The following is a 16,767-nucleotide window of genomic DNA, read 5'->3' on the forward strand; positions in this document are numbered from 1 at the left end:
AAATTTGAATAAAAAAAGCTCTGCATTAAATAAATTCAAGACATTCACGTATTGAGTTAATTTTATGCAGAGCCAGTTAAACTATACGAATTTAGTAATTCAAGTTTCCAGAATCAAGTTCTTATTAAATTACTTAACAGCACCTGATGTGACACCTTCGACATAGTACTTCTGCATATACATGAAGAGCAATGTAATAGGAATCGCAATCAGAACACATCCTGCGGTAAATGTCATAAATAGCGAATTAGCAGTTGTCTTCGTCATCATTGAATATAATCCAATGGCAACGGTGTAATTCTTAACATCATCACCCATGATGATCTTAGCAAAGATGAAGTCCATCCAAGGACCCATGAATGCTGTCAATGCTGTATAAACAATGATGGGTTTTGATAATGGTAAGGTAATTTTTGTAAAGATTTGCCATTTATTAGCACCATCGATCATAGCTGATTCATCCAAAGCCATTGGGATCGTATCAAAGAATCCCTTAGCAACATAGAATGTCAAAGCGGCTCCGGCTGAGTAAACTAGAATCAAAGCTAGTAAACTACCAGCCAAATCTAAGGCTTTAAGAATATAGTAAATAGCAATCATACTCATGAAAGCTGGGAACATGTTTAGAACTAAAGCAACCTTCAAGAATGGTCTACGCATTTTAAATCTTAAACGAGACAATGCGTAAGACATTGAAATTGTAATAAAGGTTGACAATACGCAAGTACATACGGAAACGATTAATGTGTTAACAAACCAACGGACGAATGGATAGTTTCCTGAAGAATCAGTCAACAGCTTAATATAATTATTGATTGTAAAATGCTTTGGGATAATATATGGAACAAAGGCTCCACCTTCGGCTCTAAAGCTGTTCAGAACAATCCATACGATTGGGAATAGCCAGACAATGGCCATAATTGTAAGGATGGTATAAACAATAGCCCGGTTGCGTTTCTTTTGTGCTTTGTAATTGATTGGTTTCTTTTGTGCCATTTTTTAACCCTCCTTGTATGAATTTGTATGAGTATATGCCCATAAACTGAACACTGCAGATAGAATAAAGATCAAAATACCGATAACTGAAGCTAAATTGTAATCCATTGTATTAACAGTCAAATTATAGAGCCAAGTTACAAGTAGATCGGTTGATCCGGCACCATAGTAATTTGAATTTGTTGGTCCACCACCAGTTAATAGGTAAATAACATTGAAGTTATTGATATTACCAATCAACTGTTGAATAAGTGATGGCATCATAACAAATAAAATCTGTGGGAAGGTAATTGACTTAAAGATTTGGAACTTATTGGCACCATCCATGATGGCAGCTTCAATTTGTTCTTGATCCAAGTTTTGAATAATACCAGTTGTAATCAACATTGTTGCTGGAATACCAATCCATAAGTTAACAACAATAATGGTAATTTTAGCCATTGTTGGATCTGTTAAGAATGGAATTGACTTACTGATCCAGCCAATATTCTTTAACAAAGCGTTAATAGGACCAGCATCATTCAATAGATTACGCATGATCAATAGTGAAATGAACTGTGGAACAGCCATAGTCAAGATAAAGATCGTACGCCAAACTTTCTTAAATTTGATTCCCTTTGTATTGATCAATAGAGCTAGAACAACACCTAGTAGGAAACATGAGACAGTGGCTACAACGGCCCAAATTAGTGTCCAACCCAAGACTGGGAAGAATGTTGAGGCGATGTCACCAGTAATAACATTAGAAAAGTTATGAAAACCAACCCAAGTAAAGAGATTCTTTGGTGGCAAGTTATTATGATCGTAATTAGTAAACGCAATCGCAATCATGTACAAAAGTGGCAAAATTGTGAAGAACAATACACCCAATAGAGGAATTGTCATTAAAGTCTGGTGGAATCTTTCATTCAAGAGACTCTTGAGATCATCCTTTGTTGATGGAATCTTCTTGTTTGCTGCTTTTAATTCGAAGATGTGTCTAGCACTCTTCAAGTTAACTATATAAAGAACAACTAAAACTACACAGATTAAAATCGCTGCAATACCGAACAATAAGAGGAGCATTGAATTGTCACCTTTTTGCAGGACATCCATACCCAACTTAGGATCATAAACCAAACCTTGTTTCTTAGTTCCCAATGTTTGCAACATTGCTAAAGCATGTATACCATTGCGAATTAGCCAGAATATAAATCCAACTTCAGCAACTAAAAATATTAACCCTTTAAGAATTTGTTTATTTGCAAAGTTTGAAAAGCCCATAATGATAAATGAAAGCTTCTCTGGCAATCCGCCCTTCATAAACAATTCTCTAAATGTTATATGTTGTTCCGTGGAATGTTTCTTAAACATATAATCGCACCCTTACTTTTTTTTTAGAGAAAATTGTTTTTTATTTTGACTTCTTTGATGCAACAGAAACAACTTTATCTAATTTCGTTTGATAATCTGATGACTTGATCTTGCCCTTGTATGTATCATTGATCAATGAGTCCATTTGTGGCCAGAAGTTTGTGATTTCTGGAACCTTAGGCATAACAACTGAGTGATCTGTTGCTGACATTGTCATAACAGCCTTAGCTATTTCATCATCTTTAACTTCTTGTAATCCTTGAGCCTTTGTGTTTGAAGGAACAACACCATTCTTTTCAAATTCAACCTTTTGTGTAGCTTCACTACTCAAGAAGTTAGCTAACTTCATAGCAGCAACTGGTGATTTAGTTTGTTGGTTAACACCGTAAACTTTAACACCCAAGAAGGCCTTCATTTGTGTAGCACCATTACCAAAGTCTACTGTTGGATAAGCTGCAACGGCCATGTTCTTGCCAAGAGCTTTCTTAACATCGTTCTTTGACCATGGACCTGAAAGGAATGCATCTGTCTTACCTGATTGTAGGTTTGATAGAGCAGCGGCACTTGTTTGTACAACACCTGTGTTATCTTTTTGTTTTGCAATCCAGTCTAGAACTTGGATACCTTTATCATTGTTGAAGTTTGTACCCTTAACTGTTTCACCATCTTTACCATATAAGACATCCCCATTACTCATAAATAGTGGTGTAAAGATGTAGTTGGCACCGGCTTCACCGAAGTTTGTACCTAATTTACCTTTAGATGTTAATGAATCCCATGTCTTAACATCGTCTGCTGAATATGTTGACTTGTTGTAGTAAAGAACTTGTGATTCAACACCATATGGGAATCCGTAAACCTTGCCCTTCCATGTAACACCATCAACGGCTGAGTCAACGTTGTTGTTCTTAACGTTGTTTGTGTACTTCTTAGATACTGGGTAAAGCAATCCAGCGTCGGCCATTTGACCAATTTGGTCGTGAGGCATCATAAAGACGTCGGCGGCCTTTTCAGGATCCTTTGAAACATCTTTCAAAGCATCAGCTGATGAACCTGATTTAACTGTAACATGAACTTTTGGATTGTCCTTTTCGAACTTCTTAACTTGTGACTTAATTGCTGCCACATGTTCAGTATCGATCCAAACCTTTAGATTTTGAGTACTATTAGTACTATCGCTTGATGAACTACTCTTTGAGCTGCCACAACCAGCTAAAACTAGCATTGACATACTTAGAACTAATCCACCTAAAAGAACCTTTTTCCAATTCTTCTTCATGCTTTTCTCCTCCTAAAAAATATCTAATCACTTAACACCTTCTATATTACTGATTTTTTGTCAGGTTGCAATCGCTTTCACGATGTTACCGTTAACAAAAACAAATTCAGCTATTTGTTTACTAAAAATAAGATAATTGTCTTATAAATGGCTAAAAAATAGGAGTGCTCAACGTTTATGAGCACTCCTATTTCAATTTTTCAAGTCTATCTGAGATTTCCTTCAATAATAATTGGATCATAATCGATCGTCAAAATACCATTTTGAATGTTAACTAGTGAATTATCGATCAAATTAGTATAGTGGTCACTACGAACGTCAACTTTAGCACGTCCTGGTTGACCCTTCAAAGTAAATAAGCCAACACGAATCTTGCCATCAAAGGTATAACTTACTTTGACAACATCATTTTCAAGTGCTTCGATCTTATAGTTACCTTCATATTGAATTTGATCTTGACTCAATTGATGCATTCTGTACATCAAAGCAGATAAGTCCATCTTTTGGTCTTTCCAGTCGATCTTATCCTTATCAAACAAGCTAGGTGTATGTTTCATACCAGCCTCTTGTCCGGCATAGATCAAAGTTGAACCCTTTTGGAATTCAGAAAAGGCAGTCCAATTGAACATATCGTTTTCGTTAATAAACATCTTGTGAGCTCTAACTTGATCATGGTTCTCCAAGGCACGCATCTTAATATAGTTCTTTGGATAAATGTATTCTTGTTGATCCAAAGCTTCAATATAACGACTCAATGAAGCCTTGTCTTTGACATACTTTCTCCAGATCTCATCAATATCATAATCGTAAGTCATGTCAAAGGCTTGATACATCTCACTATCTGAAGCAGCGGGATAATTTCTATCTCTGAGATATTTAATATAACCGCCACCAGAAGTCTCAGCTAACCAAACCATATCAGGGTTAACTTCAGCAACTTCTTTTCTAGCTTCTTTCCAGAATTCTAGTGGAACTTGTGGAGCCACGTCACATCTGAAGCCGTCAACTAAATCAGCATACTTCTTCAAGGTCTCAATTTGATAAGTCCATAGATCTTTATGTGAATAGTCTAATTCAGCCACATCAGTCCAGTCTGGATTCTTATTCTTGAGATTGCCCATATGGTCACGCAAGAACCAATTTGGATGTTCTTTGAGCAAGACCGAATCGCGTGATGTGTGATTATATACGATATCGATCATCAATTTCATACCCATGTCGTGAACTGTCTTAGAGAAGTGTACGAAATCATCCCATGAACCAATCTTTGGATCAATTGAACGATAGTCTTTGATGGAATATGGTGAACCGAGTTTTCCTTTACGATCCTTTTTACCGATTGGATAAATAGGTAGTAACCAAATATAGTCGGTTCCCAATTCTTTGATTCGTTGAAGATCATCTTCCAAAGCCTTCAAAGTACCTTTTTTAGTGTGATTTCTGACAAACACACTGTAAATTTGCGCTTTTCTTAATTCAACACTTGTATCTTCTGCCATTATTTACACCCCTACTATTTTTTAAGTTCTAATGCACAACATCCCCAAGGATTCAATGTGATCACACCATTGGAAACCCTGGTTGCTTGATTAGCTAGCGCTCTTCTCCATTTGCCAGCTGGTAAAGTGAATTTCTTCGACTCACTGGAAAAGTTAGTAACGACTAACCCTTCACTTTCTTGTCCCTGACGCAAATATGCATAAATATCTCGATCAGTAATCAATAATTGATAATCACCATTGGTAAAGCAGTCATGTTTCTTGAGACACAAAAGATTCTTATAGAATGTGGCAACACTGTCTTGATTTTTTAATTCGGAATCGACATCAACACTTTGAGTTTGTCCCCAATTCCAAGGCTTTGCTTTTGAGAAACCATGATATGCTGAGTTATTCCATTGCATTGGACCACGAGCTGTCATTTCATCTTGATTATTCAAGAGCTCCAAAATCGTTTCATCATCAAATGACTTCTCTCGTAAATTCTTGATCAAATCGACCGCTCTTTGGTCGGTAAAGTCAGCAACTTTTGAATACTTTAGACCGTGCATACCAATCTCTTCGCCGTAGTAAACCACCGGCATACCACGTTGGAGAAACATCAACATGGCCAATAATTTTGCTACATCAGCATTTTCAACTGGCAAATTCAAACGATCTAACACCCGACTGATATCATGATTACCCCAGGTCAAGGTTGGCAATGAAACACCGGCCAAGACACTTTCCCAAGTGACGTAAGTTTTCTTTAAATAATCTAATGACAACTTACGATCTTGGAAAAATCCCGGAATATCTGGATTACTGTCGTCATACACCTCACCATAATTACCGGAATTAACTACAACGTCACAGCCATACTCATTTTGACGGGTATATTCCGCCGCATTCAAGGCATTAGCTGAAGAAGCTTCACCAAATAAGAACGTCTCTGGCTTGTAATCTTTGATTTCTTTGACGAAATTAGCTAAATAATCCTTTACCTTAGGCAATTTTGCATAGAAGGTATCGTCTTGAGGATACTTTTCACCTGAAATCAATGAATTCTGATCTAAATTAGCTTTGGCAATGTGGATAAACGCGTCCAATCTAAATCCATCTGCACCTTTGCTGATCCAAAATTTGGCAATATCCGCAATAGATTTTTGGACTTCTGGATTTTGCCAATTTAAATCCGGCATCTTCTTATCAAATAGATGGAAGTAATATTCGTCCGGATTATTTGGATTCTTTTCCCAGACGCTACCGCCAAAAAATGAACCCCAGTTATTGGGAACATCTCCATTTTTGGCTTGATGCCAAATGTAATAGTCCTTAAAAATACTATTAGGATTACTGATAGCATCCTTAAACCAGGGATGTTGATCCGACGTATGATTGATTGGTAAGTCCAAAATAATGTGCAACCCTAAATGGTGAGCTTTTTGAACCATTTCAGTAAAATCATCCATATCCCCTAAGATAGGATCAATTGCAAAATAATTTGAGACATCATAACCATTGTCTACTTGTGGCGAAACAAAGATTGGATTTAACCAGATAGTATTAAATCCCATTTCTTTAACGTAATCTAAGCGTGAAATTACTCCTTTGAGATCTCCGATACCGTCATCGTTGGTGTCTTGGAAGCTTTTGGGGTAAATTTGATACACGATTGCTTTGTCATACCAGTTCACAATACACAGCCCCCTTCTTGTAAACCCTTTCATCTCAGTATAAAAAAGTAAGCCCCGCGATAGCAAGGCTTTGATTGATGTTAACGGTAACAGTTTAGTTCCGCAAAGTACCACCTAGACTAACATTAGGTTCGAACACTAATGAACCTTGAGAAGTCCCATTTTGAATCTTATCGAGTAAGTTTTCTCCGCAAGCACTACCCATTTCAATAATGGACTGTTTGATAGTAGTAATTTTAGGAGATGCCACTTGATTTAAAAAGACTCCATCGAAACCAGTTACCCCAAAATCTTCTGGAATCTTACCACCACGGCGTAAAATACCACGTTCAATTCCCATTGCTAACCGATCAGACGCACAGACAAATGCCGTATTTTTTTCGATTTTATCCCAATTATCGTCAATAAAATCTTCTGCCATATGACTATGATTACCAAATCGATGTAATTCAGGGATCATTCGTTTCTCCTGAACCTGTTGTAAATAACCGGCTTCACGAGAATATTCGAATGATTCCTTACTATCGATACCAATATAAATCAATTTATCGTAGCCTTTTTCTAAGGCCAATTGTGACATAAGATAAGTTGCTGCTTTGTTATTTGTATCAACGTAATCCAAGCCATAACGATTCTCACCAAACAAAACCACCGGTTTTTTTAAATCCTTGATCCAGCTGACATCGCTTTCACGCATCCCCGTAATAATATAACCGTCACAATTACCAATATCAAAATTACGACGAGTGACCAGCTGCAAAGAATATTGGTGCAGATCTAAAGTCTTGGCGATTCCAATCATTAAATTCATGTAATAAGGCTCAGTTGTATCAATATCTTCTAAGATACATAACTTGATGATACGAGTTGTCCTGTTGGCCAAAGCTTTAGCAATCACGTTTGGATGATAATCCAATTCACGCATAGCTTCATAGACTAATTTTTTCAATTCATCAGTCACCTTATCTGGGTGGTTGATAACTCGAGAAACCGTCATCTTTGAAACGTTGGCTTTTTTTGCTACATCTAATAAAGTAGTCATGAATTCCCCTCCATACATCACAATTTTATTATAACAATTAAAAAGGTTTTCAGGAGTTTTTTTATAAATTTGCCTAAATTTCAGTTCATTTTTTTAGAATTATATTAATTAATTCTAAAATAATATAAATAAGCAACCTGTTTGAACATCTTTCCTTTTTGAGTAGAATTCTAATTGAAAAATAATTGGGAAGATGATATTTAATGATTATTTATCTAATAGCGGTAACGATTTTCATGATTCAATGTTTTGTGATGTATTACATCTACGCCACACAACGCAAGCAATTCCAAAAAGATATGAAAAATGCTTACGAACCAGACCAAGATGTGAATCAGTTCTTTTACTTTATGTTACTTCCTTGTTTGAATGAAGGAAAAGTAATTAAGAACTCACTTACTCGTTTAAACAGTTTGCCAGGGCAGAAACAGATTATTGTGATTGACGATGCTTCTGACGACGACACCGTCGCTCAAGCTAAGAGTATTGATGGTCCCATTTCAATTGTTGAACGTAAATTACCCAATGCTAGAACTGGTAAAGGTGATGCTTTAAATAGTGCCGTCACAGAAATTCAAAGAGTTATCAAAGAAAAACAGCTTGATCCTAAAAAATGTATCGTCGGTGTGCTTGATGCTGATGGCGTTTTAAGTGCCAATAGTATTTATAAATTAAATGATGGTTTTGACGACGATTCAGTTGACGCAATTCAATTACGTGTCAAAATGAAGACTCCTAAAAAAATCTTACAAACTTTTCAAGATATCGAATTCTTTGTAATCAATCATTTGATTCAATTGGTCAGAACCCATCTTAATGCCGTCGCATTATGTGGTGACGGACAGTTTTTCAGATATTCCTCCGTTTTCAAAGCTCTCGGTTCACAACCTTGGGGTAACGCTTTACTTGAAGATTATGAATTAACTTTACGCATGGAGCTCAATGGTTTGAATATTAAATATATTGATGAAGCCTATGTCGAGCAAGAAGCCCTCTTTAGCGTTAAAAAGCTTATCAGACAACGTGCTAGATGGGCTCAAGGCGGTTTCAACTGCTGGAAGTATCTCAAAGCGATTACTTTTTCAAAAACTGTTACGACCAGTCAAAAACTGGATACCTACTTCTTCTTCATCCAACCGGTGATCAACATTTTAGCCGACTTCAGTATCATTTATTTAACTTTTGACTTTATCTTCAGATATCTCAAAAATCCTGAATTTATCTTCATCGCTTTTGTAATCATGACTATTTTGAGTTTCTTCTTTGGAACAGTCTTTACTTTGATTTATATCAAAGAATTAAAAGTCAGCGACAAAGCTCATTTGGTAATTCAACAAGGAGACATGATCAATGAGAAATTCAAATTAAGAAGAATGATTCTCTCAATTGGTTTAATTTCCTATATTTATATCGTTTTGTTCTTCAGTTTGATGATTTCTGGTTATCATTTGATTATTGGTCATACAAGCTGGGATAAAACCCAACGTAACTAGATTACAACTTTAATCAATATTATCGATAAAAGGGTATCACTAGACTCGCGCACTTTGCTGCCAGTCTAGTGATATCCTTTTTTTGGAACAAAAAACTCGATCGGGTTCAGATGTGAAACTATAATTAGCGCTCATGCACTTACTATAATTTCACATCGTTTCAGTCCCAACCGAGTTTTTGTAGAGAACAGCATACTTACACCAAAAAAATTTATACCATACTCTTTTTTACATGTGACTTACGATAACTGTGAATTTCAATAATTATAAATATAACTAAACTTAATATTGCTGCTCCGATAAAAGGATTAATCAAAAATTTTGGAAAATATAAATCTTTTGAGATTTGATTTATAAATACATTAAATTTCATATCCATCGCCTCTTATTCGAATAAATTATCTCATCTTATTTTTTAGATAGCAAAAAAGTCGCCCTGAGGACGACTTTTAGTTACGGAGTAAAAACGTTGCTGTATGTACTTTTCTTTTGAATTTATTTGATAAATACTATTCGTATCTATCTGTTGCCATTATCTCTGATTCAAACTGGCTTGTAAATGAATTATCAAAAATCTAACTGAACCGTTAGTCGGTTGTGACAGAATTGTAAGATTGTGGTAACTATGGAATAATAAAATCGATTACATATAGAGGTGATTTTATGAATTCTGCCACACAAGTTATGTTTATTATTACTAGTTTTATTATTGCACTATCTTTGTTAGTCGGATTGATTCTGATTTCAGTTAGTCTTTTCAACATCAAAGGCCAATTAAAAAAGCGTAATCGGATACTGGCCCAAAACTTACGACCTTATTTGCTCGTACGTCGACTTGATAACAGTACGCTCGAGATCAGAAACGCTGGCAATACTCCAGGAATTTTGGATTCCTGCAATATTTCTGAATTATCCAACTTGGTTGGACAAACTATTTTTGCTGGACAGGCTTTTACTTTTAAAAGTGAGCTAGGAAAAACTTCTGTAAATCTCGCTTATCACGACCAGATCAACCATTTTATGGATAATTGCACAATTTAAACTAACGTTTTTTTCTTATTAAAGAATTGATACTAACACCTTTCACTTATTTAACTTACAAACCTTACAAAACCGTTAGGACACAAGTGATTCTTTCTATGATACTATTCCTAATGAATTAAGGAGGAAGTAAAAATGAGTAAAAAATTTGGTGTCGGTTTATTAGCTGTTATAATTTTATTAATTCCCTTAGCTGGTTATGAATTGTGGTACGCCCCTAATTATAAAGGTGACGACTATTACACTTACATCGGTGATTCCTATAAGGAAGTCATTGAGAAAGATGATTCGGGAAATGAATATAAGGATTATATTTATCAACAAAAGTCATACGATCAAGACGGTAATGAGAAACTTTTAAAATTCAGTAGTGCCATCGAAAGACCCATCAAAGCTCACAATTACCTCAAGGTCACTTACAACCAAAAACATCAAAAAGTTCTTTCCTGGGAAAAAGTCAATAAAAGTGACGTTCCTAAAAAATCTATCGAAAAAATCCTAACCAACGAATAATTGGTCAGGATTTTTTTATTTCTTCAAAATTAAAACGTCAAATGGCTTTAGTTCAAGTAAGTCCTTAGTTTCTTGATTCGTCAATAAGTCAATTGCCGCTGGATCTGGGTTTGAAACCTTTTTAACTTGATCACTCGTATTGATTACGAAAGTATAGGTGTCATTTTGACCAGTTCTTTTAACAATTTCAACATCATGCTTCGTCAAATCAACCTTTATGCCCGACTGATCAAGAATATTTTGCATGAAGAAGTTCATCGCTGAATCATCTAGCTTTGAGCCCGCGTAAAAGGCATAGCCACGTCCAAAGTGATTCTTAGTCAGCACTGAATTATCGTCGTAGAAGACCCCAGAATACTTAGCAAGTGAATGTGCGGTGACTGGTTGAATCAAATCACACACTAGACTCCCTTTGCCAATGATAGTTCTATCAGCTACCAATTTATTTTGATGATCGAATGGTAAAGCGTCAGTTTCATCAAATTTCAAGCCTAAAACTCGTTTTAATAGCCCAGGATAGCCACCTAAGAACACATTATCGTCTTTATCGGCAATTCCAGACATATAATCAGTCACAAAATTGCCACCATTTTCAACATAGTCTTCAATCTTCTTCGTTACTTCAGGCGAATTGGTATACATACTTGGAGCCACAATCAATTTATATTTCTTAAAGTCACTGGCTTTTGAAATCATGTCAACGCCAATTTTTCGATTGTAGAAAGCACGATAGTAATCGAAGACCTCTTGAACATAATCGAGATTTTTAGTTGGTCCCATGCAATCTTCTAATGCCCAATAGTCGTTCCAGTCAAAAATGATTCCGACCTGATTATTGTTTTGAGCATTCGCTAAATCTTCGGGCAGCTGCGCTAGTTCGTGTCCCAATTGCTTTAATTCCTTACCGACACGAGTCTCCATCGACAAACTGTGTGAAATAACCGCACTGTGCAATTTCTCTGAACCATTACGCGCTTGTTTTAATTGGAAGAACTGAATCGTCTTAGCACCGTGAGCCATTGCTTGATAACTTAACATCCGCATTTGATTAGGTTGCTTGAGTGAATTGAAAGGCTGCCAATTCTGCTGACTTGGAGTCTGCTCCATTAACATAAACGGCTTAGCCTTAACTCCACGCATTAAATCGTGTTGCATGGCTGTAAAACTGGCTGGTGTGTCAAAACTAGGATAATTATCCCAAGAAGCGACATCCATTTCTTTAGCCCACTTGAAGTAATCGAGATCTTTTTGCGAACCCATTAAATTAGTGGTAATCGGACGGTTGTCGAATTTTTTGATGATGTCTCGTTCCATCTTAAAATTATTGAGCAAACTATCAGATTGAAAACGGCGATAAGCCAAATCTAAGCCGGATAAAACGGGCTTGCCGTTATCATAGGTGTCACCTATCCGCATTGGAGGTATAATTTCATCCCATGAATGGTAAGTATGGCTCCAGAAGTTAGTCCCCCAAGCGTGATTGATACTTTCGAGGTCATCGTGATATTCTTTTTTCAACCAAGTTCTGAAAGCCTTGGCACAATTATCACAATAACAATAACCATTATATTCATTTGAGATGTGCCAGTATGCGATATTGTCAACCTTGCTATAACGTTTAGCAAGTTGTTCGACTAACTCTTTAGCTAATCTCTGAAAATCAGGACTGTTTGGACAAGCATTCTCACGTTTGCCACCAACTTGACGTCTTCCATAAGTATCAACGCGGTTGATCTGCGGATATTTGTTAGTCATCCAAAAAGGCAAGGCTCCAGTTGCGGTCGCCATGACGATTTGAATGTGATTTTTTTCTAGTAAATGAACGATTTTGTCAAGTTTTGAAAAATCAAATTTTCCTTCTTCAGGCTCTAATAATGCCCATGAGAAGACATTGATCGTCGCTGAATTGATTCCTACTGGTTTCATCAGGTCCCAGTCATTTTGCCAAGTGTCCTCGGGCCATTGTTCCGGATTGTAGTCACCACCATATAAAATTGCCATTACTTTACCTCTAACTTTCCCCCATTGGATTCAATAATTTTCTGATACCAATAAAAACTCTGCTTTTTGATACGAGTTAAGTTCTCGGCAGAATAGTCATCTCTATCAATATAAACAAAACCATAACGCTTGTCATAGCCGTTTAACCAACTCAATAAATCTGTAAAAGACCAGGCGCAAAAGCCTAAAACTGGTACACCATCAGCAATTGCTTTGCCAACTTGGACTAAATGGTCATTTAAATAATCAATTCGATATTGATCATTTATTTTTCCATCTTCTAATTTATCAAATGCACCTAAGCCATTTTCCGTAATCATAATTGGTAATTGATATTTTTCATAAACCTGCCTTAACGCTATTCTAAATCCAATTGGATCAATTTCCCATCCCCAATTAGTTTTATCAAGGTAAGGATTTTCAACTGATTCAAATAAATAACTTTCTGGAGAAGCAGCTTGTTTATCGGCAGCCATTAAGTATGGATCCGTTTTATCAAAGTCCTTTTGATTTTTTACTTTCTCAAAATCAGGTGCCTTAACGGTTCCTCCGTGATAATAATTAATGCCTAAGAAATCTGGCTTGCCAGCTTTTAATACTTTTAAATCTTCCGCTGTGATTTCAAAATCTAAGTGGAGCTTTTTTAAAAGTCTTAAAATCTTTTCGGGATAATATCCACGACAGTAAACATCTAACCACCAATCGTTGTTGAATTGGTTAGCATTTACAGCTGCCAGTACATCAGCTGGTGAACTAGTCAATGGATATACTTCACCATAGCCAAAGCTTGGACCGATTTTTTCATTGGGAACTAATTTGTGAAACAATTGAATAACTTTAGCATTAGCCAAATTTACAACGTGGTTAGCTTGAAACATTCTCTTCGTGTCAGAAACATTTGGCGGATGTGAAGCCCAACGATACCCTAATGACGTGAAAACATTTTGCTCGTTAAAGGTTACCCAATATTTAATCTTAGCTCCAAATTTTTCAAAAAGAATGCGGCAGTATTCAACAAACAAATCAACTAACTTTCGGTTTTCCCAACCACCATATTTGGTTTGTAATTTCTCTGGTAGATCCCAATGATAGAGTGTAACGATTGGTTCGATATCATTTTTGAGTAGTTCATCGATCACTCGTTCATAAAAATCTAATCCAGCCTGATTTATTTCTCCTTCACCATTTGGTAAGATTCGACTCCAGGAAATACTGAAACGGTACGCTTTTAATCCCATCTCTGCCATTAATTTAATATCTTCTTGGTAATGATGGTAGAAATCAACCGCCACTTTACCATTAGTATTGTGTTTCGTCTTACCTTTTATTTGCGAAAATTCATCCCAAATGGATAAACCTTTGCCATCTTCATTGTAGGCACCTTCAACTTGGTAAGCGGCCGAAGCGGCACCCCATAAAAAATCATTGGGAAATTTCATTATCATTTCTCCTCTTTTACTAATTATGAATTAATTTAGCACATAAGAATCAATTAGTAATCAAGGATAGTTGCACAAAAATACCACATTTTGAAACTATTTATAGAGTCTTCGAAATTTACCTGGTGTTACTCCTTCACCGCGTTTGAACATTGAAATGAAATAACTATTGGTATTGAAACCAACATTTCGGCCTACTTCTTCAACTGATAAGGTCGGTTCATTCAATAAAATTTCTTTAGCTTTTTTAATACGGTAATCAATTAATATTTGATGTGGTGAACTGCCATAATTATTGCGGAAAGCTTCTAGAATATACTGCAAACTGTAGTTGGTAACTTGGACAAAGTCTTCATTAGTTAAATCTTTTTGATAGTAATCACGAATCATGTTTAAGATTGGGTCAATAATATTCTTATTCATCTGGTAATTGTGCGGATTGACTACATAATACTTTTTGATCAACAATAAAAATTCATAGACTAACGTTGAAGATTCATAAATATCCAAACGATTATTTTCCTTAAATTCTTTATGATGAACTGAAATAAAGTCTCGTAATTTATCTTCTGGTGACTCAATATACAAATAATCGCGAAAACCTAAAACTTTGGTTATTTCGGAGATCAACAGACCTCCAAAGGAAAAGTAACCAGTTGTCCAAGACCCCTTTTTTGAATGATAATTATGAGGTATATTCTGATTAATTAAAATACCCTGATTTCGTTTCAATTCAATTTCTCTACCTTCAATATTTACTATTCCTGTACCAGAATATGTTTGCAACCAGTGAACATAGTTATACCCTTTCGGTCTAGACACGTTCTCTTGTCGCCATTTATATCCAATACTGTCAACATACAAAGGCAGTGATCTGTCCTTTGCTTTGAAGCTATACCTCATTCTTTCACCTTCAATATGTTATATTTAGCTAGCATTATCTTTAATTACAATAACATTTTGATATGCTAGATTAAAGGTAATCAAGCGGAAAGGAAATGAGGTTTTAAAAATATGAAAGCGATTACAAATTGGTTTCAGAATAGTTTTAGTCCAGCATTAGCAAAATTCAGTAATATGAAATACATGCTGGCTTTGCGTGATGGAATGATCATTACCGTCCCATTCACAATTTTCGGAAGTATCTTTATGATTCTAGCAAACTTACCTATTCCAGGATGGACAGAATTGGTAGCTCCGTATCAAGCTAGATTACAATCAGCCGTTTCAGTAACATTTGGTATTTTGGCCGTCATCGTTGCTATCGGTATGAGTCATGAAATGGCCAAATTAAACAAAATCGATACGTTGACTGGTACTGCGATTGGTGTTTCCGCATTCCTACTTTGCATGTTAAATGATAAATTTCAAATCGATCCAGCTACATTAGGAACAGACGGAATGTTTACCGCAATTATTGTTTCAATTATTTCAAGTGAAATTGTTGCCTTCTTCATTAGAAGACACATTGTTATTACTTTACCTGATTCTGTTCCACCAGCTGTTGCAAGCTCATTCGTTGCTTTAATCCCAGCTTGCGCATCTTTAGGATTCTTCTGGATAATCAGAGTATTGTTTAACGTTAAAATCAATGCTGTTATTCAAGCAATCTTTTCACCATTAGTAAGTGGTTTGAATAGTTTCTGGGGAGTCGAATTTGCATTATTCTTAACATTGATTCTTTGGACAGTTGGTATCCATGGCAATAATGTTTTAGGTGCCGTTGCATCACCCGTTTACACTTACTTCTTAACAGCCAATATCAAACAAGTTTCAAAAGGTATTGCTCCAACACATATTACTGCTGATGGTTTCCTTGACTTCGGTATGAATATCGGTGGTACTGGTGCAATTCTAGCTCTAGTCATCTGTTGTTTATTATTTGCTAAGAGTAAACGTTACAAGCAATTAGCAAAACTGGGAGCTATTCCTTCAGTCTTTGAAATCAGTGAACCTATTATGTTTGGTTTCCCAGTTGTCTTAAATCCAACTCTAGCAATTCCATTCATTGCCATCCCTATGGTTCTACAAGGCATTACTTACTTCTTAATGAAAGCACACATCATTGGAATGGTCATCGCCCAAGTTCCATGGACAACTCCAATTTTCATCAATGGTTATCTTATTACCGGTGGTGATTGGCGTGCCCCAGTATGGCAATTGATCGAATTAATTATTGCCGTTGCTGTTTATCTACCATTCTTCAAAGTTCTTGATAAAGCAGCTTATAAACAAGAAAACGCTGAAGCTACTGAGGCAGACTACGCAGAAAAATCTGAAAAAGCAGAAAAAACTAACAAAAGTTTCAATGGAAATACGTAAGCAGTAAATAACCGACCGTATTGATTTTCTGATTTCTTTCAGAACGCAAAAACACCCGACTTTCTTTCCAGAAAGTCGAGTGCTTTTTCTTCTATAATTGTTGGTTTAGGCTT

At 36.0% G+C, this 16,767-nt stretch carries 14 protein-coding genes; 4 read left to right on the forward strand and 10 right to left on the reverse strand.

Annotation, left to right across the window (positions count from 1 at the left end; translation table 11 throughout):
• Window positions 1-129: 129 nt before the first annotated feature.
• The 6 genes from EGT49_RS09265 to EGT49_RS09290 form a co-directional block, all read right to left on the reverse strand.
• Window positions 130-996, reverse strand: coding sequence for a sugar ABC transporter permease (locus EGT49_RS09265; protein ID WP_135373714.1), 867 nt, complete (start codon window positions 994-996; stop codon window positions 130-132).
• 3 nt (window positions 997-999) lie between these two features.
• Complete coding sequence (locus tag EGT49_RS09270) at window positions 1,000-2,349, reverse strand: carbohydrate ABC transporter permease (RefSeq protein WP_135373716.1); 1,350 nt, start codon at window positions 2,347-2,349, stop codon at window positions 1,000-1,002.
• Window positions 2,350-2,389: 40 nt separating this feature from the next.
• Window positions 2,390-3,628: an extracellular solute-binding protein gene (locus EGT49_RS09275; protein WP_135373718.1), complete on the reverse strand. Its 1,239-nt coding sequence runs from the start codon at window positions 3,626-3,628 to the stop codon at window positions 2,390-2,392.
• A gap of 206 nt (window positions 3,629-3,834) precedes the next feature.
• Complete coding sequence (locus tag EGT49_RS09280) at window positions 3,835-5,127, reverse strand: alpha-amylase family glycosyl hydrolase (RefSeq protein WP_135373720.1); 1,293 nt, start codon at window positions 5,125-5,127, stop codon at window positions 3,835-3,837.
• Window positions 5,128-5,141: 14 nt separating this feature from the next.
• On the reverse strand, window positions 5,142-6,803 hold the full coding sequence (locus tag EGT49_RS09285) for a glycoside hydrolase family 13 protein (protein WP_167849816.1): 1,662 nt from the start codon (window positions 6,801-6,803) through the stop codon (window positions 5,142-5,144).
• A 94-nt stretch (window positions 6,804-6,897) separates the two neighbouring features.
• Window positions 6,898-7,845, reverse strand: a complete 948-nt coding sequence (locus tag EGT49_RS09290; protein ID WP_135373724.1) for a LacI family DNA-binding transcriptional regulator — start codon at window positions 7,843-7,845, stop codon at window positions 6,898-6,900.
• 203 nt (window positions 7,846-8,048) lie between these two features.
• Here EGT49_RS09290 and EGT49_RS09295 point away from each other — a divergent pair, with 203 nt between their 5' ends.
• On the forward strand, window positions 8,049-9,338 hold the full coding sequence (locus EGT49_RS09295; protein ID WP_135373725.1) for a glycosyltransferase: 1,290 nt from the start codon (window positions 8,049-8,051) through the stop codon (window positions 9,336-9,338).
• A gap of 211 nt (window positions 9,339-9,549) precedes the next feature.
• Here the strand turns inward: EGT49_RS09295 and EGT49_RS12510 are convergent, their stop codons facing one another.
• Complete coding sequence (locus tag EGT49_RS12510; protein ID WP_167849817.1) at window positions 9,550-9,711, reverse strand: hypothetical protein; 162 nt, start codon at window positions 9,709-9,711, stop codon at window positions 9,550-9,552.
• Between the two features lie 290 nt (window positions 9,712-10,001).
• Between EGT49_RS12510 and EGT49_RS09300 the strand changes: the two genes are divergently transcribed.
• Window positions 10,002-10,379 carry a hypothetical protein gene (locus EGT49_RS09300; RefSeq protein WP_135373727.1) on the forward strand — a complete coding sequence of 126 codons (378 nt, stop codon included), beginning with the start codon at window positions 10,002-10,004 and terminating at the stop codon, window positions 10,377-10,379.
• A 135-nt stretch (window positions 10,380-10,514) separates the two neighbouring features.
• A complete protein-coding gene (locus EGT49_RS09305) occupies window positions 10,515-10,892 on the forward strand; it encodes a YxeA family protein (RefSeq protein ID WP_135373728.1) in 378 nt (125 codons plus the stop codon).
• 15 nt (window positions 10,893-10,907) lie between these two features.
• Here EGT49_RS09305 and EGT49_RS09310 read toward each other — a convergent pair whose 3' ends face one another.
• From EGT49_RS09310 to EGT49_RS09320, 3 genes are all read right to left on the reverse strand, one after another.
• A complete protein-coding gene (locus EGT49_RS09310; protein WP_135373730.1) occupies window positions 10,908-12,893 on the reverse strand; it encodes a beta-galactosidase in 1,986 nt (661 codons plus the stop codon).
• Window positions 12,893-14,332 carry a glycoside hydrolase family 1 protein gene (locus tag EGT49_RS09315; RefSeq protein WP_281275470.1) on the reverse strand — a complete coding sequence of 480 codons (1,440 nt, stop codon included), beginning with the start codon at window positions 14,330-14,332 and terminating at the stop codon, window positions 12,893-12,895. The genes EGT49_RS09310 and EGT49_RS09315 overlap by 1 nt, the downstream gene beginning before the upstream one ends.
• Before the next feature lie 96 nt (window positions 14,333-14,428).
• Window positions 14,429-15,235, reverse strand: coding sequence for an AraC family transcriptional regulator (locus tag EGT49_RS09320; RefSeq protein WP_135373733.1), 807 nt, complete (start codon window positions 15,233-15,235; stop codon window positions 14,429-14,431).
• 111 nt (window positions 15,236-15,346) lie between these two features.
• Here EGT49_RS09320 and EGT49_RS09325 point away from each other — a divergent pair, with 111 nt between their 5' ends.
• Window positions 15,347-16,654 carry a PTS sugar transporter subunit IIC gene (locus EGT49_RS09325; RefSeq protein ID WP_135373735.1) on the forward strand — a complete coding sequence of 436 codons (1,308 nt, stop codon included), beginning with the start codon at window positions 15,347-15,349 and terminating at the stop codon, window positions 16,652-16,654.
• Window positions 16,655-16,767 lie beyond the last annotated feature (113 nt).

It is taken from the genome of Companilactobacillus suantsaicola, assembly GCF_004745525.1.
GTDB classification, from domain to species: domain Bacteria; phylum Bacillota; class Bacilli; order Lactobacillales; family Lactobacillaceae; genus Companilactobacillus; species Companilactobacillus suantsaicola.

Bases quoted from the DNA above. Each gene is read 5' to 3' on its own strand.
- EGT49_RS09320 (WP_135373733.1), bottom strand. From the start codon at position 15,235: ATGAGGTATAGCTTCAAAGCAAAGGACAGATCACTGCCTTTGTATGTT.
- EGT49_RS09315 (WP_281275470.1), bottom strand. From the start codon at position 14,332: ATGAAATTTCCCAATGATTTTTTATGGGGTGCCGCTTCGGCCGCTTAC.
- EGT49_RS09295 (WP_135373725.1), top strand. From the start codon at position 8,049: ATGATTATTTATCTAATAGCGGTAACGATTTTCATGATTCAATGTTTT.
- EGT49_RS09325 (WP_135373735.1), top strand. From the start codon at position 15,347: ATGAAAGCGATTACAAATTGGTTTCAGAATAGTTTTAGTCCAGCATTA.
- EGT49_RS09300 (WP_135373727.1), top strand. From the start codon at position 10,002: ATGAATTCTGCCACACAAGTTATGTTTATTATTACTAGTTTTATTATT.
- EGT49_RS09280 (WP_135373720.1), bottom strand. From the start codon at position 5,127: ATGGCAGAAGATACAAGTGTTGAATTAAGAAAAGCGCAAATTTACAGT.
- EGT49_RS09270 (WP_135373716.1), bottom strand. From the start codon at position 2,349: ATGTTTAAGAAACATTCCACGGAACAACATATAACATTTAGAGAATTG.
- EGT49_RS09310 (WP_135373730.1), bottom strand. From the start codon at position 12,893: ATGGCAATTTTATATGGTGGTGACTACAATCCGGAACAATGGCCCGAG.
- EGT49_RS09290 (WP_135373724.1), bottom strand. From the start codon at position 7,845: ATGACTACTTTATTAGATGTAGCAAAAAAAGCCAACGTTTCAAAGATG.
- EGT49_RS12510 (WP_167849817.1), bottom strand. From the start codon at position 9,711: ATGAAATTTAATGTATTTATAAATCAAATCTCAAAAGATTTATATTTT.
- EGT49_RS09305 (WP_135373728.1), top strand. From the start codon at position 10,515: ATGAGTAAAAAATTTGGTGTCGGTTTATTAGCTGTTATAATTTTATTA.
- EGT49_RS09265 (WP_135373714.1), bottom strand. From the start codon at position 996: ATGGCACAAAAGAAACCAATCAATTACAAAGCACAAAAGAAACGCAAC.
- EGT49_RS09275 (WP_135373718.1), bottom strand. From the start codon at position 3,628: ATGAAGAAGAATTGGAAAAAGGTTCTTTTAGGTGGATTAGTTCTAAGT.